Origin of the sequence: Neisseria brasiliensis (genome assembly GCF_009671065.1) — a bacterium.
Lineage (GTDB): Bacteria > Pseudomonadota > Gammaproteobacteria > Burkholderiales > Neisseriaceae > Neisseria > Neisseria brasiliensis.
On the sequence record NZ_CP046027.1, the window covers coordinates 152,373 to 169,540 of the forward strand.

At 48.8% G+C, this 17,168-nt stretch carries 26 protein-coding genes, 1 tRNA gene and 1 pseudogene; 19 read left to right on the forward strand and 9 right to left on the reverse strand.

Annotated features, from left to right (window positions below):
* Nucleotides 1-7: 7 nt before the first annotated feature.
* The 3 genes from GJV52_RS00845 to GJV52_RS00855 all read right to left on the reverse strand — a co-directional run bounded on the left by GJV52_RS00845 (nt 8) and on the right by GJV52_RS00855 (nt 2,589).
* Nucleotides 8-667 carry a hypothetical protein gene (locus tag GJV52_RS00845; RefSeq protein ID WP_100564523.1) on the reverse strand — a complete coding sequence of 220 codons (660 nt, stop codon included), beginning with the start codon at nt 665-667 and terminating at the stop codon, nt 8-10.
* A gap of 3 nt (nt 668-670) precedes the next feature.
* Complete coding sequence (locus GJV52_RS00850; RefSeq protein WP_095502347.1) at nt 671-1,267, reverse strand: BRCT domain-containing protein; 597 nt, start codon at nt 1,265-1,267, stop codon at nt 671-673.
* A 179-nt stretch (nt 1,268-1,446) separates the two neighbouring features.
* A complete protein-coding gene (locus GJV52_RS00855) occupies nt 1,447-2,589 on the reverse strand; it encodes an RNA-guided endonuclease InsQ/TnpB family protein (RefSeq protein WP_095503172.1) in 1,143 nt (380 codons plus the stop codon).
* 44 nt (nt 2,590-2,633) lie between these two features.
* Here GJV52_RS00855 and tnpA point away from each other — a divergent pair, with 44 nt between their 5' ends.
* On the forward strand, nt 2,634-3,050 hold the full coding sequence (gene tnpA / locus GJV52_RS00860; protein ID WP_095503171.1) for an IS200/IS605 family transposase: 417 nt from the start codon (nt 2,634-2,636) through the stop codon (nt 3,048-3,050).
* A gap of 131 nt (nt 3,051-3,181) precedes the next feature.
* Here tnpA and GJV52_RS00865 read toward each other — a convergent pair whose 3' ends face one another.
* Both GJV52_RS00865 and GJV52_RS00870 read right to left on the reverse strand, forming a co-directional pair.
* Complete coding sequence (locus tag GJV52_RS00865; protein WP_154212835.1) at nt 3,182-3,496, reverse strand: hypothetical protein; 315 nt, start codon at nt 3,494-3,496, stop codon at nt 3,182-3,184.
* 53 nt (nt 3,497-3,549) lie between these two features.
* Complete coding sequence (locus GJV52_RS00870) at nt 3,550-3,969, reverse strand: helix-turn-helix domain-containing protein (RefSeq protein ID WP_100564504.1); 420 nt, start codon at nt 3,967-3,969, stop codon at nt 3,550-3,552.
* A gap of 175 nt (nt 3,970-4,144) precedes the next feature.
* Between GJV52_RS00870 and GJV52_RS00875 the strand changes: the two genes are divergently transcribed.
* Entirely contained in the window at nt 4,145-4,330 is a 186-nt protein-coding gene (locus GJV52_RS00875; RefSeq protein ID WP_100564506.1) for a type II toxin -antitoxin system TacA 1-like antitoxin, read from the forward strand.
* 3 nt (nt 4,331-4,333) lie between these two features.
* Entirely contained in the window at nt 4,334-4,621 is a 288-nt protein-coding gene (locus GJV52_RS00880) for a hypothetical protein (RefSeq protein WP_095502351.1), read from the forward strand.
* Between the two features lie 45 nt (nt 4,622-4,666).
* Here GJV52_RS00880 and GJV52_RS00885 read toward each other — a convergent pair whose 3' ends face one another.
* The gene (locus GJV52_RS00885; RefSeq protein WP_154143191.1) at nt 4,667-4,903 is read right to left on the reverse strand and encodes a hypothetical protein; all 237 of its coding nucleotides are present in this window, start codon (nt 4,901-4,903) and stop codon (nt 4,667-4,669) included.
* Nucleotides 4,904-5,027: 124 nt separating this feature from the next.
* Between GJV52_RS00885 and GJV52_RS00890 the strand changes: the two genes are divergently transcribed.
* From GJV52_RS00890 to GJV52_RS00930, 10 genes are all read left to right on the forward strand, one after another.
* On the forward strand, nt 5,028-5,165 hold the full coding sequence (locus GJV52_RS00890; RefSeq protein WP_154212836.1) for a hypothetical protein: 138 nt from the start codon (nt 5,028-5,030) through the stop codon (nt 5,163-5,165).
* 106 nt (nt 5,166-5,271) lie between these two features.
* Complete coding sequence (locus GJV52_RS00895; protein ID WP_100564508.1) at nt 5,272-5,577, forward strand: hypothetical protein; 306 nt, start codon at nt 5,272-5,274, stop codon at nt 5,575-5,577.
* Nucleotides 5,570-5,875 (forward strand): ogr/Delta-like zinc finger family protein, encoded by a 306-nt coding sequence (locus tag GJV52_RS00900; protein WP_157798133.1) that lies wholly within the window; start codon nt 5,570-5,572, stop codon nt 5,873-5,875. The genes GJV52_RS00895 and GJV52_RS00900 overlap by 8 nt, the downstream gene beginning before the upstream one ends.
* 22 nt (nt 5,876-5,897) lie before the next feature.
* The gene (locus GJV52_RS00905; protein WP_100564510.1) at nt 5,898-6,452 is read left to right on the forward strand and encodes a hypothetical protein; all 555 of its coding nucleotides are present in this window, start codon (nt 5,898-5,900) and stop codon (nt 6,450-6,452) included.
* Nucleotides 6,424-6,729, forward strand: a complete 306-nt coding sequence (locus GJV52_RS00910; RefSeq protein WP_154143192.1) for a hypothetical protein — start codon at nt 6,424-6,426, stop codon at nt 6,727-6,729. The genes GJV52_RS00905 and GJV52_RS00910 overlap by 29 nt, the downstream gene beginning before the upstream one ends.
* A complete protein-coding gene (locus GJV52_RS00915) occupies nt 6,710-6,910 on the forward strand; it encodes a hypothetical protein (protein WP_095502357.1) in 201 nt (66 codons plus the stop codon). Before GJV52_RS00910 ends, GJV52_RS00915 begins: the two co-directional genes overlap by 20 nt.
* The gene (locus tag GJV52_RS13360) at nt 6,907-7,035 is read left to right on the forward strand and encodes a hypothetical protein (protein ID WP_255408377.1); all 129 of its coding nucleotides are present in this window, start codon (nt 6,907-6,909) and stop codon (nt 7,033-7,035) included. Before GJV52_RS00915 ends, GJV52_RS13360 begins: the two co-directional genes overlap by 4 nt.
* Before the next feature lie 58 nt (nt 7,036-7,093).
* A complete protein-coding gene (locus GJV52_RS00920) occupies nt 7,094-9,373 on the forward strand; it encodes a replication endonuclease (protein ID WP_100564512.1) in 2,280 nt (759 codons plus the stop codon).
* Nucleotides 9,374-9,388: 15 nt separating this feature from the next.
* Complete coding sequence (locus GJV52_RS00925; RefSeq protein ID WP_100564514.1) at nt 9,389-9,580, forward strand: hypothetical protein; 192 nt, start codon at nt 9,389-9,391, stop codon at nt 9,578-9,580.
* Nucleotides 9,581-9,683: 103 nt separating this feature from the next.
* Nucleotides 9,684-10,169, forward strand: a complete 486-nt coding sequence (locus GJV52_RS00930) for a nucleoside triphosphate pyrophosphohydrolase family protein (RefSeq protein ID WP_095502360.1) — start codon at nt 9,684-9,686, stop codon at nt 10,167-10,169.
* A 369-nt stretch (nt 10,170-10,538) separates the two neighbouring features.
* On the opposite strand, the gene dld is transcribed toward GJV52_RS00930, so the two are convergent.
* Nucleotides 10,539-12,230 carry a D-lactate dehydrogenase gene (gene dld, locus GJV52_RS00935; protein ID WP_095502361.1) on the reverse strand — a complete coding sequence of 564 codons (1,692 nt, stop codon included), beginning with the start codon at nt 12,228-12,230 and terminating at the stop codon, nt 10,539-10,541.
* A 109-nt stretch (nt 12,231-12,339) separates the two neighbouring features.
* Between dld and GJV52_RS00940 the strand changes: the two genes are divergently transcribed.
* Nucleotides 12,340-13,091 (forward strand): IS5-like element IS1301 family transposase gene (locus GJV52_RS00940; protein WP_096121706.1). Its coding sequence is split into 2 segments (ribosomal slippage): nt 12,340-12,559 and nt 12,559-13,091, totalling 753 coding nucleotides; the frame shifts between segments, so codons are not numbered across the junction.
* Between the two features lie 102 nt (nt 13,092-13,193).
* On the opposite strand, the gene GJV52_RS13560 is transcribed toward GJV52_RS00940, so the two are convergent.
* Nucleotides 13,194-13,484, reverse strand: coding sequence for an SLC13 family permease (locus GJV52_RS13560; RefSeq protein WP_229439458.1), 291 nt, complete (start codon nt 13,482-13,484; stop codon nt 13,194-13,196).
* Complete coding sequence (locus GJV52_RS13565) at nt 13,450-13,800, reverse strand: SLC13 family permease (RefSeq protein WP_229439460.1); 351 nt, start codon at nt 13,798-13,800, stop codon at nt 13,450-13,452. The genes GJV52_RS13560 and GJV52_RS13565 overlap by 35 nt, the downstream gene beginning before the upstream one ends.
* A gap of 200 nt (nt 13,801-14,000) precedes the next feature.
* Between GJV52_RS13565 and GJV52_RS00950 the strand changes: the two are divergent.
* The 5 genes and pseudogenes from GJV52_RS00950 to GJV52_RS00975 all read left to right on the forward strand — a co-directional run.
* Nucleotides 14,001-14,123, forward strand: a pseudogene (locus GJV52_RS00950) (IS110 family transposase); the annotation flags it as partial.
* A 395-nt stretch (nt 14,124-14,518) separates the two neighbouring features.
* A complete protein-coding gene (locus GJV52_RS00955) occupies nt 14,519-15,049 on the forward strand; it encodes an REP-associated tyrosine transposase (RefSeq protein WP_095501684.1) in 531 nt (176 codons plus the stop codon).
* Between the two features lie 259 nt (nt 15,050-15,308).
* The gene (locus GJV52_RS00960; RefSeq protein WP_100564262.1) at nt 15,309-16,037 is read left to right on the forward strand and encodes an ankyrin repeat domain-containing protein; all 729 of its coding nucleotides are present in this window, start codon (nt 15,309-15,311) and stop codon (nt 16,035-16,037) included.
* Nucleotides 16,038-16,501: 464 nt separating this feature from the next.
* Nucleotides 16,502-16,578, forward strand: a tRNA-Pro gene (locus tag GJV52_RS00970).
* Nucleotides 16,579-16,747: 169 nt separating this feature from the next.
* Nucleotides 16,748-17,056, forward strand: coding sequence for a hypothetical protein (locus GJV52_RS00975; RefSeq protein ID WP_095501686.1), 309 nt, complete (start codon nt 16,748-16,750; stop codon nt 17,054-17,056).
* Nucleotides 17,057-17,168: the final 112 nt, after the last annotated feature.

The following is a 17,168-nucleotide window of genomic DNA, read 5'->3' on the forward strand; positions in this document are numbered from 1 at the left end:
CTTTGTTTTAAACAGCCCATGCACTTTTGATTTGCGTGTGAATTTCGCGCTCGGTGTCGCTGATGGGTTGATCGTTAGTTTCTGCCCTGCCGTAAACAACAATATCACCGCTGGCGGCTGCAAGGTCGGGTAATATTTCGGCGCTTTCAATTTTAGCAGTTTCCAGCGCCTCTACAAGATTGGTCGCCGGGATGATGGATTTAGCAAAGTCGGCGGCGGTGTCGCGCATGATTTTATCGGTGGCTAAAATGTTTGAGGCCGTCTGAAAATCAGATTGCAATTGTGCCAGTATTTCGCGCCGCCCTGCGATGTAGTCAGGCAGTTCATCAAACTGCAAGCCATCGGGTATTGCTTTGGCGTGGTCGCTCATCCATTGGTTAAAGGAGCTCAAATCATCAATATTTTTGGCTTGCTCAATAAGATTGGCAAGGCTGTTGTATTGGTTGACGATGCGCTTTTGGATAAGTAGGCGCTCACTATTTTGCATTTGGTCGCTTAAGCTTTCGGCTCCGATGCCGCGTAAAAGATAATTACCAAGCAAAGCATAGCGATAATTGCGCTGCCGCGTATCTTTTTCGGCGGCGGCAAGGCGGGAAAGTACTGATAAGGCGGCTTTATGCTGTCGGGCAAAGACGGCAAGGCGGTTGTTTAAATCGGTGTCGTTCATGGTTTAAATCCTGATAATTTCGCCGCTATCAAGCAGCGTCATAAAGCCGTCTTTATCGGTGATGATGGTGTCCATCTCTTGCGCTTTTTGGATTTTTTTCGCGCCCGCGCGTGGGCCGCATACAAGATAGGCCATTTGCTCGGTCATTCCGGCTGTCACCCAAAAGCCATTATTATTGGCAATCGCTTCAAGCACCTTTTTCTCGGCGGCCGGAAAGCCGGTAAAATAAACCTGCGGCTTACCCTTATTAATCCGTAAACCGTCAATCATTTGATAGCCAAAATGACGCTTGGGGTAGTATTTTGTGACAAAAGATTCATAGTATTGGCGGCAAGTTAAATCGTGACCGTCAATTAGGATAATGTCGCTCACAATATGGTCAAACCAAAACTTCCGCCGCGCTTGCGCTTGATTGTTGCATTGGGCGTGTCTCAATAGGCAATAGCCCTCTGCATAATCCGCATAAACCTGCTCAATAATAACCCAGCGCCACGCGCTCGGATTATTGTGATATCTAAACCCAATCAGTCGCCCAAAATCGCGAATCGGCTGGTTTGGGAAATGTTTGGCGGCATAATCAATGGCGGCTTGTGAATCCATTTTGTCCCCTTTGTTATAATTGACGTCCTTCCCTCCCTGAAGGGAGGGAATTCCTACGGCGATTTGTGAACGGCATTGAGCCATTCACAAATCGCTTCGGTGGGTTTCTGCTGCTGACCGCCTTACTGCACGGTTCACTTCACAGACGCTACGGGCACGTCCTGCCCTGAAACTTCATTTTACTTTTGCGCTGCCAAAATCTCTTGACCGCGCTTTAACACATTGATTGCACCCACAATATCCGCATTGTTTTGATAGCCACATTGCACACATTCAAAGTTTGCCTGTGTTTGACGGTTATCTTTGGCAGTATGTCCGCAAGCTGGGCAACAACGACTGGTATTTTGTGGCGGAACAGCCACCAAATGCCCACCGCGCCACAACAGCTTATAGTCCAACTGACGGCGAAACTCAAACCAAGACTGGTCTAAAATCGCACGGTTTAAGCTTGATTTGGCAGCAACGTTTTTTCCATGCTGCACGGCGTTGCCTTTAGCGGATTTGGACATATTCGCCACCTGCAAATCTTCCACATACACAATCGCGTGGTTTTGGCTGATTGCGCTGCTGATTTGGTGCAGGTAGTTTTTACGGATATTGCTGATTTTGTGGTGCAAACGGCTGATTTTTGCTTTCAGTTTCTGCCAGTTTTTGCTGAATTTGGTTTTGTGTTTGAACTGTTTTTGCAGTTTTGCTAGTTTGCCTTTCAACGTTTTGAATGCGTTGATTGGCTCAAAAAACTGACCATTGGACAATGTTGCAAATTTGGCAACACCCATATCAATCCCAGTTTCGCCACCGTTTGGCTGCGCGATTTCCTGCTCGGTTTCGGTTTGCATAGATACAAACCATTTACCGCATTTTTGCGATACGGTTACGTTTTTCAGGCTGCCTGAAACGTGTCGGCTGTTGCGATAGCGCACCCAACCGATTTTGGGCAAATAGATACGATTATTTTGCTGCTCCAATTTACAGCCTTGCGGAAAGCGGAAACTGTCTTTTTCGCCTTTGCGTTTGAATTTGGGGAAATCTGCGCGTTTGGCAAAGAAGTTTTTGAATGCGCTTTCCAAGTCTTTCAAACTTTGCTGCAAAACTTGGCTGTGGCAGTCTTTTAGCCAGTCTAATTCTCGTTTCCATTCAGGCAGCAAATTTGCGATTTTGGTGTAGCTAAATTTGAACGAATTATCTTGTTGATATTGTTCGTTTTGATACGCCAAAGCACGATTGAATACGAAACGCGAACAACCGCAAAATTGTTTCATTTTGCGGATTTGCTCGCCGTTTGGCATCAGTTCAAATTTGAATGTTTTGAGTATTAACATGATTTCATGGATAATGGAATTTTTAGCAATTTTACACTTGGTCTATGGAAAAAGAAACTGATTTAAGACGTGGTCGGCACGTTGTTTTTAATCTTCATGTACATTTGGTATTTGTCGCAAAATATCGCCGAAAAGTGTTCACAAAAGAAATTTTGGACGATATGCGCGGTATTTTTGAGAGCGTCTGCACCGATTTTGAAGCGCAACTGGTGGAATTTGACGGCGAAGATGACCATGTTCATTTACTTGTGAACTATCCGCCCAAAGTGTCTATTTCAAAACTGGTGAACAGCTTGAAAGGTGTATCTAGCCGCATGATTAGACAGAAAAATTATCCAAGCATCAAACAAAAATTATGGGGCGGTGCGTTGTGGTCGCCGTCTTATTTTGCAGGTAGCTGTGGTGGTGCGCCGATTACGATTATTCGGCAGTATATTGAACAGCAGAAAACGCCTGATTAACTGAATATCAACGGTTTTAGGACTGCTACGCAGTCCGCGCCTTATATCTCCGCCGTGAACGGCGAAGTTTTACGGCGCAGCCTGATAAAAGGCCGTCTGAACCATATTGCAAGATTCAGGCGGCCGGTTTGTTATTGGTCATCCGCTTGCGCTGCCGCAATCAAGGTTTCTAGGCGGGCGCGGAATTGGCTCATCGTTTGCATTTGTGTACCGGTAAGCATGTAGTAGTCTGCCCCGCCGTTGGCAAAGGCGGCAAAGTCAATCAGGCAGGCGTTCATCGCGGCTTGCACCGCCTCGCTGTATTGCTGGCCGCAGCCACTCACCACTTGCTCGGCGGCTTGAGGCAGCGGCACGGCGGCGGTGTCGTTTTGGTTGATGACGACTTTATCGATATTGATGTCACGTCCGGCAGTTGCGCCGGAATCCCCGTTAATACTGATATTCATAGTTTTGTTGGTAATCAATAATGTGTCAAAAAGGCCGCGTGAGCGGCGGCCGCTTATTTGTTGATGGTGAGAGTATCGATGTTGCCGTCTCCGGCGTTGGTTTGGCCGCTGTCTCCTGCAATGGTGACAGTGGCTTTTTTGTGGCCGGTCAAATCAAACGCGGCGGCCATCAGTTCTTTGCGCGCGGCCTCGGGCAATACACGGTAAGAGGCCAACAGCATTTGTTCGTCGAGCGGCAGGTATTTCGTCAGCGTTTCCGCATCGGGTGCGACCCTACCGATATGCTCGCGGCCGGTAATCAGCCAGTCTAATGATACGCCTGTTTCTTCGGAGACCTTAATTAAAAGTTCCATTGATAGGCTTTCTCGGGCTTTAGATTTTGCAACGGAGCTAGTCGTAATGCCAAGAAATCGAGCTAATTCAGCATCGTTTTTAGCGTTAATCGCAATTTTGGCGCGTTCAAAATTATTCATAAGAATATATTCTTTCAAAACAATAGGATAAATAAATATTAAGCCATAAGGCCGTAAATGCTATTGTTTTGCGGCACAAAAGGCCGTAATATTCGCCTTAAGCAAGTGATTAACAGCCTTAAGGCAGACGATATAAATGTTAATCGCATAGTTAATCGCCAATAAGGGCTATTGTATGAATTATCAAGAAAAAGTCAACGGTTTGAAGCGGGTTTATCCACGCCGCTTGCAGGCGGTTGTGTCGCCTGATGAGTTGGAAATTGTTGAAAAAGCCGCCGCCATCAAAGGTTTGTCGCTGTCGGCCTTTGCGTCTAAAGCAGCGGTGGCAAGCGCTAAGCGCGTTGTAGCTAAGGAGGGTTAGGTGATGTGCGACTGTATTCAAAAAATGCAGGAAAAGGTTAAAGCCGCATTGTCCGAGCGTGGTGTTAAATATTTAGCTGAGCCCGAAATGCAAGGAAAAGTGTTGCCGATGTTGGATTTAAATATATACAGCGCGATGGGTACGGCAATCACATGGACTGAAGAAGTAACTGCCCGAAATGGCACGAAAAAACCGAAAAAGCAAAAAATGAATATTGTTTTTCCGCGTTGCCCATTTTGCGGTGAGAAAACGGATTATCAAAAAGCGGTTGAGGCTAAGGAGGGCAAGTGATGTGTGAGCAAAAAGAAAACCGCCCTCAGGCGGCTTGGAAACTGGTTATTGCACGCCGTGTGGCTTGGTGGGCATTGCGCTGCTTACACCGTGCTGAGTTTGCAGGTATTCCAGCGCCTGAAGCATTTGCTGTGTGGCCTGCGGTGTCAGCTCAAGACGCATCGCCAGCCCTGTGCCGTCTGAAGCAAACTGGTGGCAAGTCAGGCTTAATGATTGTGTCGCGGCGTTGAAATGGATGTCGAGCGGTGCGTCAACTGAGATGGTGATGCTTGGGTTGGTCATTTTCCCTCCGTTGGGTTGTTGTGTAGGAACTTCGATTTTAGCGGAGGCGTGACAAAGCGGAAAGACGTTTGACCGCCGGACAGCCGGCGTTTGGGATTTTTTAGATTTTTTTAAGGAGTGGGAAATGTGTGAGCAAAAGGAAAACCGCCCGAAATCGGGCGGCAGCGGCAAGCGCAATCAGGCGTTGCGCCAAAGTTTGGCGGAAATCAAGCGCATTGCTCAGGGCTTGACGCTTGAGGATTTGGCGAAAATAGGCCGTTAGTTAAGTGTCATTTTCAATCCTTAAGGTTGTTTGGTGAGAGATTCGATTTTAGGGGCAATCGGCGACGGCATTCAAGGCCGTCTGAAATGTAAAAGTGAGGTGTGTGATGTGTGAGCAATGTCAAAGCTGCAAGGTGCGTGTGAAAGCCGTCAAATTAACGGATGAGCAATTAAAGGCGATTTGGTCGGCCGGTGATTTGAGTGTGCTCGATGAGGTGTTTGGCGCGCAAGAGCCGGAGGCGGTGTATGAAGAGGACTACGATTTAGTTGCCGAGGCGGCGCGCGCCAAGGGTATGCCGGTAAAAGAGTTTATCGCCTTTGCTGCCGCCGAATATGCCGACCTGTACCTCAATGCGTATGACGCGGCCTGTCAGGATTTGGCCGAAAAAATCAAGGTGGGCCGCCATGAGTAGCTATCGATCGCTCAGTAATCCTGAGCGCAAATACGGCAACATGCGCGCGCAAATCACTTGCCCGTGTTGCGGCACGCAATGCAAGGTGGCCTCGAGCCGACAGGTAACGGAAAACCTGCGCAATGCGCAAGTGCAATGCCTCAATGCTTTATGTGGCTGGTCGGGAGTGGCGGCGATTGAGATTATCCGCACCATCTCCCCGCCCTCTCCGATATATGGCAATGCGCCGCCGCCGTTGGATTTGGCGGAAATCGAGGAGCTACAAGACAACATGCAGCCGAATTTAATCGACTGCTAAGGCTGTCTGAAAGGGGTGAAGCATGAACATTATCAAACCGAAAGTAATCGACCGCAAAAAGCTGTTGGCGCCGGAAGAAGCTGCCCGCGCCAGTTGGCGCCAATCGCCGCAAACGGTGCGCTTGTGGAAAAGCAAAGACCACGCCCGCCGCATGATGGTGATGGGTAGAGTGATTGCCAAGGGCAAGGCGGCGCAAGCAAAAGTGATGGACGGTATGGCGCGCGATGCGCTGCTAAGCCGCCATCAGCCGCCGCTAGAGATGTTGGCCGCCCCCGATGAGGCAACCTTGCGCGGCTGGCTGCTGACACCAAGTCAAGCAGCGGCCATCGACAATATTCAGCGGCTGGCCTTGGAAATCAAGCGTTTGGCCGATTTTATCAATCAACAAAATGCCGTGTTTAGCTTGGGGCAAGAGATGTTGAGGCTGTCTGAATTAAGCAGCTACATGACCGAGCTGGACGGTAAAGTCGGCCAAAGTTTTCACGCCGCGAAAAAGCTGGGCGTGAATGCGGTGGTCGATGATTTTAAAACTGGGACGGAGTTGGAAAATGGCAAAAAAATTAAACGAGCGGCTTAGCCAGCCAAGAAAAGAATGCCCGCGTTGTCGCAAACATCAAAAGCTTAAAAGCTTTGAGCGGCATTGGGTAGATCGCAAAGGAAAGATGGGTAGCAAGGTTTATGACTTGTGTGCTCCCTGCCGCCGACAGATGGGGACACCGCGCAACACGACACTGGTGTCGTATGCGTTTAATGCAGTAGTTCCGGCGGCGAATAATGAATATTGGCCGGTAGGAAATGAGCAGATTTTAAGAGATTTTAAAGCGAGGTTGGAAAATGAAGCTGCGTATTCGTGAGGTGTTGGCGCTGATGGTGGTAGGCGGTGCGGTGGCGATGGGTTTGGCGGTGGCCGGTGAGCCGGTGGCCGAATCTGCGCCGCAAGATGTGGCGGCGCGCATGGCCGAAGCCGAAGCCGAGCGCATGGCCGATTTGGGCTTAATTGATTACACCCAAGGCGATGCGGAGGTGTCGCGATGATGTGGCTGTGGTTGATTGTAGGCTTTTTCGCGCTGTGGATTATATCGATGATGGTAACGGCGTTTGCCATCGGTTGCATGTTGGCAACCGGCACTTATGGCAGCGATGAGGGTTGGGACGTTTAATTAAATGGTTTGGCGGGCTGTCTGTTTCAGACGGCCTTAATGATAAGACGGGGCAAGTATGGCATGGGTTGGCAAATTTGGTGAGATTGGTGAGAGCGGTTGGGTAGCCCCGACCGCTGCGCTGCTTTCGCGCGTCGAAGCCATGCCCGCCGCGTGGCGTGATAAGGCGGTGAGTGAGTGGGTAAAGCGCGCCAATGTGGCAGATGACAGCCTCATTGCCAAGATGGCGGCGGATAGCTGGCTGCGCGATTTGACCAAGCCCTTTGTTGATTTGCCTGTCGGCCTGCGTGCCGTCGGCCTGAATGCGACCGATGAAGAGATTTGCGGTGTGGCCGAGCGCGCAGCGCAAGATTTTTTCCGCTTTGAGCGCATTGGTTACAGCCTTGAAGCCTTACAAGACAAGGCCGCCAAAGAATACGGCCTGAATGTAGCGGTATTTGACGGCAAAGAGGCAGAAGGGATTTTAGGCCGTCTGAAAGATGAGCGGTTTTGGCGTCGTCAGTTGCGCCGTTTTGTCGCCCGCGCCGCCGAAAAAGCGTTGCGCGAAGTGGGCGGCGTATCCAGCAAATCGGGCTTATACGTCAGCAATGAGGGTTTGCGACGCCGCCAAGCACAAAAAGCGCGCAATGCGGCCTTGCTCGCCACGATGGCGGCGGTGAATGAATTGGGGCAAGAATTTACGCTCGATGAACTGAGCGCGGTGGGGGTGTCAAACCCAGCCATCCGCCGTGCTGAGTTGATGGTGCGTATCCGCGGCTTTGAAGAAATTGCCCGCTTGAAAGGCCATGTCGGCGAGTTTTTCACGCTGACTTGTCCGTCTAAATTTCACAAAATGCATCACTTTGGCAAGCCGAACGAAAAATTCAACGGCGACACCCCGCGCGAGGTGGTGGCCTATTTAAACAAGGTTTGGCAGCGTATTCGCGCCGAATTAGGCCGCTTGGATATTAAGGTTTATGGTTTTCGCGTGGCCGAGCCGCATCATGACGGCACGCCGCATTGGCATGGCCTGTTGTTTATGCCGCCAGAAAGCCGCGACACCTTCCGCCGCGTGGTGGCAAAACACGGTTGCCGCGAAGACCGCGAAGAATTGGGCTTGCGTTATTTTGCCAGTAAAAAAGAGGCGGCCGCCGAAGCGCGCCAAATCCGCGCCCGCCTGTTGGCGGAAAACGGCAGCGCGCCGACCTTAAAAGCCATTCAGGCCGGTTTGAAAACCGAAGCCGACTACTGGGCAAACAAGTATTTTAAATTTTGGAAACAGACCAAAGCCAGCGCGCGCGTGGATTTTGAAAGTATTAACTGGGCGCGCGGCAGCGCAGCGGGCTACATCGCCAAATACATTGCCAAGAATATTGACGGCAAAACCCAAAGCGGCGACAGCATGGGCGTGGATTTTGAATCCGAGGAATTATTAGATGCCGCCACGACCGCGCAACGCGTGGACGCATGGGCATCGATTCACGGCACCCGCCAATTTCAGCAGATTGGCGGCGTGCCGGTGACTTTGTGGCGTGAGCTGCGCCGCATCGTGCCGACCGATGACGACAGCGTTTTGATGTTGGCGCAACGCGCCGCCGACCGTGGCGACTGGAGCGCGTTTGTGATGTTACTTGGTGGCGAGGCGGTGAAGCGTGCTGATGTGCCGCTGGCCTTGTATAAAGAGGAGGCCGAAGACGGTGTAGTCAATGCCTATGGCGAAACGCCTGCCCCTTACACCTTAGGCGTGTATGAAAAAAGCACGGGCGAGGTCGCCGTGAGCCGTGTGCATACTTGGGAGGTTTATAAAATCGGCGGCACCGCCGCCGCTTGGACTCGTGTCAATAACTGTACGAAAAATGAAAATCAGCCTGAAACGGCTGTTTTCAAAGGCAAAAATCAGCCAATCGATACCGAAGAAATTGAATTTAAAGAATGGCTGATGTGGAAAAAAGGCGTGTCGGCCGCTCAATTAGACGTGTGGCCGTTTGACGGCGATTTGAAAGCGGAATTTGAGGCCGATAAAGACGAAATCGACCGCGCCGAAACCGCCAATCCGCCAATGAGCCAAGAAGCCATCGCGCGCATAATTGAAAAACAAGTCATCGAAGCGGAAAAAACCGCCCGTCAATCGGAAAACCTGCGCATTTATCGCAATTATTTGGCCTCACTCGACCGCGCCGCCCTGCCGGTGCGCGCCGGTATCGTGCCAAAAACACCAAAATTTGACCTGTCGGCGGATAAAGTCGTGCGCAAACCGCGCCGCTACACCCCGCCGCAATATGACACCGTTGAAACCGCGCTGGCCAAAGCCCGCGCCGCACAAAAAGAAACCGAGCAATTTAACCGCCGTTTTGACTAATGGGGACTAAAAAAAATGAATGAATACATCACCTTGCAGCAAGTAAAAGAATTATGGACGTTGCCGGGCAAGAAACCGCCCTCAACAACAACCATATGGCACCGCCGCCGCGCCGGTTTAATCCCCGCGCCGAAATTGGTCGGTCGGGATAACTTGTTCAAGCGCGACGATGTGATCAAGTTGCGCGATGAATATTTGGCGGGGTGAGGGTATGACAAATCAAGATGGTGACTACCCAACATGGGAGGTCGCTAACCGTGAAATTAAAAATTACCGCGAAATGTTAAAAAAAATGGAGTGAATCAAAAAAATGAAAGTGCATAATCAAAATTTAATCAAAGCAATCAGCGCATGGTTTGAAACAGCTATACCAAACCCAACAAGTGACAGTCAATGTGTACAAATTGGCTGTCACTTTGAAGAAATTAAAGAGATGAGTGATGTCTTGGGCGTTTATAGAGAGGAAGTCAGCATCCATGAAGAGCGATTTAAAAATAATTTTGAGCCTTATAAAAAACAATTGGAAAATTTAAATGAGGTGCAGCGCATTGAGTTGCTAGATGCGTTGTGCGATCAAATCATCACCGCTGTCGGGATTGCATACATGTTTGGCATGGATGTTGAAGGAGCATTAAGAGAGGTTAACCACTCAAACTGGTTAAAATTTGAGAGCGGCAAGCCAGTGTTTAGTGAGAGCGGAAAAATCGCGAAAGGAAAATACTATATAAAACCTAATTTGGCGGGTTTTATAAGTGCCGCTGAAAAAACTAGTCCTAATTGTCATAATTGTGAGTAACAAAAAAAAATGACAAAAAGAATTAACCAGCAACACCGCCGCCGCTTGCTGATTTGGCAAGCGTGCAAGAAAAATAAACCAAAAAATCATGCAAAAAATGAACAGGAATATTAAAAATAACCGTCAAATGACCGCCTGAATTAAAGTTCGGGCGGTTTTTTTGAAAAGCTTATTTGTTATTAGATTTGGTATTATTGTTTTTTGTATATTTAAAATCTTTTAGTATCAATAAGATATAAAATTAAACGAATCTCACCGCTTCCGCCATTTTTAGAAAAAGCTGCTTATTTTTAAGCAGCTTTTTTGTTTGAATAAGGAAAGGCCGTCTGAAAGTTTCTCTTTCAGACGGCCTTTTATCATCAAACTTCCTTATTCTGCCCAGTTTTTCTTCTTAGACGTATGCCCGATTCCCGGGTTAAAACTGTTGGTCGGGTCGAGCTTGCGGTAAAACTGTTTTAGTGCAGGTTTCGCTTCGTATAAATGGCCGACATTATGCTCTGCCGGATATTGCGCGCCACGCTGGTCGAGCAAAATCAACATTTCATGCTCCAAAGCCATGCAGTCGTTGCCTTTTTTAATCACATAATCCTGATGGAACACGTGACACATAAAGTGGCCGTAATAAAGCTTGTGGATGATTTTGTCGTCGATTTCTTTCGGTAAATGTTCATACCAATCACGGTCGTCACGGCGCAGGGCAATATCGAGCGCGACCAAATCTTCCACTTCATCATCATGCACGGCACGGTAACGAATGGCAGCGGAAGCCACGGCAAAACGGTGCAACATCGCTGCTTGCGCTTCTTCGGCATTACATTCGAAATACGCACCGCTGTGGTTGGTAAAATAATCTTTCAAAAAGGCACGTGCTTCGTCCACGCCCTCACCGCCCATTTTAACAATCAGATGATGCTCGTATTGGTCGCGGTAGTTGAGCAAAGATTGCGGCAAATGTTGCGGCAACAGCTTGCCCACCCATTGCAGGACTTTGTCGGAAAAATGCTTCGGCAGGAAAGATAATTTTTTGCTGAAGCGGTCGGCACGTGCTTTGTAGTCAAATAATTTCGGCAGTTGATGCGTACCAAATTTCTTAATCACATAAAAAGTGTCTTTGCCGTAGATTTCCGCAATATTGAAGGCATCGCGGTGAATATATTCGCCTGAAATCGGCAACGATTTGAAATCGGCCAATGCTGCGCGGCGGATGTCGGTGAGTTCGTTAATATCGTTAGTGCCGATATAGAACACGGCAGTTTTTGGCTCTTGCGGGAAAGTATCCAAGCGCACGGCAAACACCATCAATTTGCCCGCACAGCCCGAAGCTTCGTAATGACGCGCTGGGTCGGCATTGAAACGCGCGGCGGTCGGCTCGTCCACTTGGCGCACATGGTCGCAATAAGCATGGTCGTGGCCTTTTCCGGCGTTTTGCGTGATGTCTTTACGCTGATAGTGATGGCCTTGCAGATTGGTGAGAATCTCTTCCGGCGTGTCGCCCAAATCAATGCCCAAGTGGTTTACGAGTTCCAATTGGCCGTCTGAATTAATTTGCGCAAACAAAGCCATTTCGGTATAAGCTGGGCCGCGCTGCACCAATGCGCCGCCTGAATTGTTGCATACACCGCCCAACACCGATGCGCCGATACACGACGAACCAATCACCGAGTGTGGCTCACGGCCTAAAGGTTTCAGCAAAAGCTCAAGCTGATTCAGGGTTGAACCGGGTAAGCACACCACTTGCTCGTTATTGTTAATCGGCTGGATGATGTTTATGCGCATGGTGTTCACAATCACAATATCGCGGTCGTAATCGTTGCCATCAGGCGTGGAACCACCAGTCAAACCGGTATTGGCCGCCTGCGTAATCACAATCACGTCGGCCTCGACACAGGCTTGCAGAATCTGCCATTGTTCCAAAAGCGTACCCGGCCGCACCACCGCCAATGCCCGCCCTTCACCGAAGCGGTAGCCTTGGCGGTAAGGTTCGGTTTTGGCAGGGTCGGTCAGAATAAATTTATCGCCGACAATCTCGGTTAAACGTTGAATCAGTTGTGAAGCAGTCATCATAGTCTCCTTTGTATCGCTAATATTAGGGCGTGTCCCTAATTTGAATAAGCCCAAAAGAGCCCTATTTTAACCCTATATTCCAACGAAATATAGGCAAACACAAACAATGGCGAGAACTGCAATAACTGACAACATATGGGAACAATTACAAACAACCATGAAAGCGCACGGCTGTCATCAATGGAAGAACGACCGTACCGTGATGGAAGCCATACTATGGAAGCTAAGAACAGGTGCACCATGGCGAGACATACCTATTGAGCTAGGGTCATGGAAAACCGCTTATAACCGCTTTAACCGATGGTCTAAAAAAGGCTTGTGGCAGAATTTTTTTTTGATCTACGAAAAGAAATTGACAAAGAATGGGTATTCATCGACGGAAGTTATGTACGGTGTCATCAACATGCAAGTGGAGCTCGGCGTGGTTTCGATAGAGCAATTGGACAAAGCCGTGGCGGAAACACGACAAAAATACACCTATGTGTGGACTCGCATGGAAATCCGCTCGATTTTAAAGTCACTGGGGGTAACGTGCACGACAGTCAAGTTGCAAACGACTTGATAGAAGTCATACAAGAAGCCCAGTATTTTATCGCTGACAAAGGGTATGACTCGCAAGAAATCAGAGATAAAGCGATAGAACACGGTATGAAAGCTATTATACCAAAGCGTAAAAATGCCAAGAAACCTAACCCTGATTTTGATAGCTACCTTTATAAATTACGCCACTTAGTCGAGAATGCATTTGCACGATTAAAGCAGTTTCGTAGTATTGCTACTCGCTATGAGAAATTAGCTCGTAATTTTAAATCGATGCTTTACTTGGCTTGCTCTATTATTCATGCTAAGTTAAATTGAGGACACGCCCTAGTATGTGCTGACATCAAAACATTGTAGTGACACGTCATCATGAAGTAAAGGCCGTCTGAACGTTTCAGACGGCCTTTGAATAAAGCTATTTTAAATCAAAAAGAAATATGACCAAATCGTAATAATCACCACGCTAAATGCGCTCAACACCAAACCTACTGAGAGCATTTCCCGCTGGCGAATTTTGCCCGAAGCAAAAATCAGCGCATTCGGTGGGGTACCCACCGGCAACATAAACGCACACGATGCACCAATGCTGATAATCAACACCAGTGCGGTTTCCGGTAAGCCCATTTGCTTGGCAATCGAAGCAAACATCGGAATCAGCAAAGCAGATGAAGCCGTGTTACTTGTGAAGTTGGTCAATAGAATAATAAACAAGAATAATAAACACGGTTACCGCAATCGTCACCAATAATGGCGACGTGCCGCTCAAGACTTGCGCCACTTCATTACCCAGCGCAGCCGAAGCACCGGTTTTCTGCATCAGGCTGCTCAAGGTAATGCCGCCGCCAAACAGCAACAACACACCCAAATCCACGTTACGCGCTACCTCACGCCAACCGACCGTGCCCAAAATCACCACCAATGCAGCGGCGGTTAAGGCAATCACGCTGTCGATGGCGGTAATGCCGGTGGCTTCAGCGATTTTACCGCTCAACATCCAAGCCAATGCCGTACCAACCGCGACCACCACAGCAAGCCGTAGCCTGTATATCCGACCGACTGCGTTCGTGGTTTAGCCACACACCCTTGTATATCGGAACTCTCGTATCATAGCAACAAACCGCCCGGTCGCCACCCGCATCCGACCAAGGCAAACAACCGTTGCGTAGCTCAGGGAGCGGCCGGGCAACCCATCGACACAACCGGACAGTTGCCGGACAACACAACCGAATGCAAGGCAGGTTTATGATGAGTACCCAATACAACTGTGCAGGCATCGACATCGCCAAACGAAACTTCGTCATCGCCGTTTCGTCTTTGTCTAAAACCAAAACCGAAACCAACAACCCCAAAGCAAGCCGTAGCCTGCATGAAATCTAAAACCCATGCGTAGGGTGTGTGCGGTACGCACGCACGCGTTGTTCGGGCTTCTGCTCCAATGCCGTCTGAAACTTTCTTTTCAGACGGCATTGCTTTGTGCATAAATAACGTGGCGTGATTTTCAAACTTTGACGGCCGATATGCGTTGTTCCGTTCAAAACCGCGTGCGTGGCTTACGCCACACACCCTACCGCCGGTTCAACACTTGCCGACTTCAGACGTAGGGTGTGTGCCCTAGGCACGCACGCGTTGTTTGGAATAAGCAACCATACTTTAAGGCCGTCTGAAACCGATGTTTCAGACGGCCTTTTGCTTTCTTACTCCCTTTGTTATGATGACACGAATCAAAATAATCACAAGGGAAACAAATGTCGCGCTATCGCCGTAGCTACGTCGCTGGCGGTACTTTTTTCTTTACCGTCAAACTTGCCGACCCGAAATCGCGTTTGCTGGTTGAGCATATCGACCTGCTCCGTGAAGCCTATGCTTTTGTGCAAAAACGCCATCCGTTTGAAACGGTTGCCATTTGTGTCATGCCCAATCATCTTCATGCCGTTTGGACTTTGCCCGATGGCGACAGTGATTATCCGCTGCGCTGGCGTTTAATCAAAACGCGTTTTTCACATCATTTTGCTGCTTCGACTGTTTTATCCGCCAGCAAGCAGCGGCGGCGTGAAAAGGGGATTTGGCAGCGCCGTTTTTATGAACATACCGTGCGCGATTATGCGGATTTGCGGCGCGTGGTGGATTATGTGCATTTCAATCCGGTGAAGCATGGTTTTTCGGATTGTGTGAAAGATTGGCCGTTTTCTTCGTTTCACCGCTTTGTGCGCGATGGTTTATTGCCGCCGGATTGGGGTGGAACGATTGATACCCGGATAATGAATTTTGGGGAATGATGGAAATGTAAGCAAACAAGCGACCGTGTGCGTGGCCACGCCACACACTACCTCTGATTTAACGCTTGCTAGGGTGTGTACCCCAAGGCACGCACGCGTTGTTTGGGTTAAGCAATCCCCATACGCAAGGTCGTCTGAAACCGATGTTTCAGACGGCCTTTTCCTCCCCCCGCAAATTTGCGTGCAGCCGCTAATCTGTGTTACTAATAGCAGCCGAAATATAGCAAACCTCGTTTGATTTTCAGATAAGGAAACGATGATGAATAAAACCTTGTTGCTTGCTTTATGCAGCCTGACTGCTTTGGCGGCCTGCAACGGCCATTCTGCGCAAAACCTTCAAGCTTCAAGCCCTGCGGCGGATAAGGGCTGGCGTTTGAGCCGTGCGGAAATGAAAGATATTGCCAATCCGGATAAGCTGCGCTGGCGTATTTTTTACGAGAAGCCGTCGGAAGGCAAAGATGCGGCTTGGTTTGATGCGGTAAAACGCGGCGATTTTGCCAAGGTGAAGCAGATGGTGGAAGCCGGTCAGGATTTGGAAGCAAAAGACGAAGCGGCTTTGGGGCAAACGGCTTTGGGCTGGGCGGCGTTTATCGGCTATGAAGACATTGCCGACTATTTGATTGAAAAAGGTGCCGACTTGCGTGCGACCGACCGCGGCGATGTGTATAACGTTTTGAAATCGGCGACTTTGGGTAAAAACACCAATATCGTGAAGAAAGTGCATAACCTGCTGCGCGCGGAAACGGATTTGAACGATCAAACGGTGGAAGACGATGCGGAAACGCTGATGATTGTGTCGGCCAGCAACGGGCGCTTGGAAACGGTGAAATATCTGCATTCGCAAGGTGCGGATTTGAACTTGGTCAGCAAAAAAGACCAAAGCGCGCTGTCGTTTGCTTGTGAAAAAGGCCATACGGCGGTGGTGGAATACTTGGTTGCGCAAGGTGCAATCAACCATAAAACGGGCAAATCGGATTGTCAGAAATAAAAGCCGCTACACGTCTATCCTATAGGCCGTCTGAAAGCATCGTCAGATGTAGGATGTGAGCCCTAAGGCACGCGTGTTGGTTGGGATCGGTCAATCCATACACTCAAAGCCGTCTGAATTATTGATTTCAGACGGCCTTTTTCTATTCATTTTTATAAAACTCGTTGAGATAAAAAACAACCCGAATCCCCGCATCACCCCACACCGCGTGCGTGGCTACACCACACACTCTACCGACGGTTCAACGCTTGCGATTTCAGATGTAGCAAGCGCAGCCCGCATCACCCGCCCACCGCTTGCGTGTCTGCGCCATACCCCCTTGTTTCACAAGGTCTTGCCATCAGTAAAGCTTTGCCTGTACGGCAAGTAAGTTTGCTTTCCATCATCAAGCGCATATATTGAAATCTACCTCCCACCCTGTTTGCCAAATCGCCCAACAATCTTTATAATTCCTACTTCCCAACCGGAATGTAGCGCAGCCTGGTAGCGCACCTGCATGGGGTGCAGGGGGTCGGAGGTTCGAATCCTCTCATTCCGACCATTTAAAAAAGCAGCCTGATTAATTTTAGGGCTGCTTTTTGGTTTGTTGGCCGCCCGAAATTTTTCAGACGGCCTTTTGTTTATCTTTTATCAAACTTTATGCACACTCTTCTGATTTTTTAGATATACAGTTTTATAATGATGAAGTTAATTGTTTAAAGGAATTCATGATGAATCATGCTTTCAGATGGCTGCTGTTGGCAGCCATAGCAGCTTCGGCTTCTGCTGCTTCGGCGCGCAGTATGCACAAACACAAGCCTTTGGCTTTGGAAGAAATGCCGCCGGTTTGCCAAGAATATTTCAAGCGTGCGGAAGCGTGTTATCGCAAGGTAGGTGAGAAAAAGGCATTGTTTCAGAGCGGCAATACGACATTCTTGCGCCAATCGCTGCCTGCTGCCGATGAAAAACAGCGCGTGAAAATGTGTGAAATCGCGCTGCATGATTTTCCGGAAAAGGTCAAAAATTTGAATTGTGAATAATCATGCTATGAAGGCCGTCTGAAAAGCAACAATCTATTGTTGCTTTTCAGACGGCCTTTTCTATTTTTGTAATAAATTTTCTCTTTTTGCCACATTACTGCCATCACTCTTT

What these genes read in the sequence shown, in the direction of transcription:
- GJV52_RS00845 (WP_100564523.1), bottom strand. Translation starts at nt 667, where the DNA reads ATGAACGACACCGATTTAAACAACCGCCTTGCCGTCTTTGCCCGACAG.
- GJV52_RS00850 (WP_095502347.1), bottom strand. Translation starts at nt 1,267, where the DNA reads ATGGATTCACAAGCCGCCATTGATTATGCCGCCAAACATTTCCCAAAC.
- GJV52_RS00855 (WP_095503172.1), bottom strand. Translation starts at nt 2,589, where the DNA reads ATGTTAATACTCAAAACATTCAAATTTGAACTGATGCCAAACGGCGAG.
- tnpA (WP_095503171.1), top strand. Translation starts at nt 2,634, where the DNA reads ATGGAAAAAGAAACTGATTTAAGACGTGGTCGGCACGTTGTTTTTAAT.
- GJV52_RS00865 (WP_154212835.1), bottom strand. Translation starts at nt 3,496, where the DNA reads ATGAATATCAGTATTAACGGGGATTCCGGCGCAACTGCCGGACGTGAC.
- GJV52_RS00870 (WP_100564504.1), bottom strand. Translation starts at nt 3,969, where the DNA reads ATGAATAATTTTGAACGCGCCAAAATTGCGATTAACGCTAAAAACGAT.
- GJV52_RS00875 (WP_100564506.1), top strand. Translation starts at nt 4,145, where the DNA reads ATGAATTATCAAGAAAAAGTCAACGGTTTGAAGCGGGTTTATCCACGC.
- GJV52_RS00880 (WP_095502351.1), top strand. Translation starts at nt 4,334, where the DNA reads ATGTGCGACTGTATTCAAAAAATGCAGGAAAAGGTTAAAGCCGCATTG.
- GJV52_RS00885 (WP_154143191.1), bottom strand. Translation starts at nt 4,903, where the DNA reads ATGACCAACCCAAGCATCACCATCTCAGTTGACGCACCGCTCGACATC.
- GJV52_RS00890 (WP_154212836.1), top strand. Translation starts at nt 5,028, where the DNA reads ATGTGTGAGCAAAAGGAAAACCGCCCGAAATCGGGCGGCAGCGGCAAG.
- GJV52_RS00895 (WP_100564508.1), top strand. Translation starts at nt 5,272, where the DNA reads ATGTGTGAGCAATGTCAAAGCTGCAAGGTGCGTGTGAAAGCCGTCAAA.
- GJV52_RS00900 (WP_157798133.1), top strand. Translation starts at nt 5,570, where the DNA reads ATGAGTAGCTATCGATCGCTCAGTAATCCTGAGCGCAAATACGGCAAC.
- GJV52_RS00905 (WP_100564510.1), top strand. Translation starts at nt 5,898, where the DNA reads ATGAACATTATCAAACCGAAAGTAATCGACCGCAAAAAGCTGTTGGCG.
- GJV52_RS00910 (WP_154143192.1), top strand. Translation starts at nt 6,424, where the DNA reads ATGGCAAAAAAATTAAACGAGCGGCTTAGCCAGCCAAGAAAAGAATGC.
- GJV52_RS00915 (WP_095502357.1), top strand. Translation starts at nt 6,710, where the DNA reads ATGAAGCTGCGTATTCGTGAGGTGTTGGCGCTGATGGTGGTAGGCGGT.
- GJV52_RS13360 (WP_255408377.1), top strand. Translation starts at nt 6,907, where the DNA reads ATGATGTGGCTGTGGTTGATTGTAGGCTTTTTCGCGCTGTGGATTATA.
- GJV52_RS00920 (WP_100564512.1), top strand. Translation starts at nt 7,094, where the DNA reads ATGGCATGGGTTGGCAAATTTGGTGAGATTGGTGAGAGCGGTTGGGTA.
- GJV52_RS00925 (WP_100564514.1), top strand. Translation starts at nt 9,389, where the DNA reads ATGAATGAATACATCACCTTGCAGCAAGTAAAAGAATTATGGACGTTG.
- GJV52_RS00930 (WP_095502360.1), top strand. Translation starts at nt 9,684, where the DNA reads ATGAAAGTGCATAATCAAAATTTAATCAAAGCAATCAGCGCATGGTTT.
- dld (WP_095502361.1), bottom strand. Translation starts at nt 12,230, where the DNA reads ATGACTGCTTCACAACTGATTCAACGTTTAACCGAGATTGTCGGCGAT.
- GJV52_RS00955 (WP_095501684.1), top strand. Translation starts at nt 14,519, where the DNA reads ATGTCGCGCTATCGCCGTAGCTACGTCGCTGGCGGTACTTTTTTCTTT.
- GJV52_RS00960 (WP_100564262.1), top strand. Translation starts at nt 15,309, where the DNA reads ATGAATAAAACCTTGTTGCTTGCTTTATGCAGCCTGACTGCTTTGGCG.
- GJV52_RS00975 (WP_095501686.1), top strand. Translation starts at nt 16,748, where the DNA reads ATGAATCATGCTTTCAGATGGCTGCTGTTGGCAGCCATAGCAGCTTCG.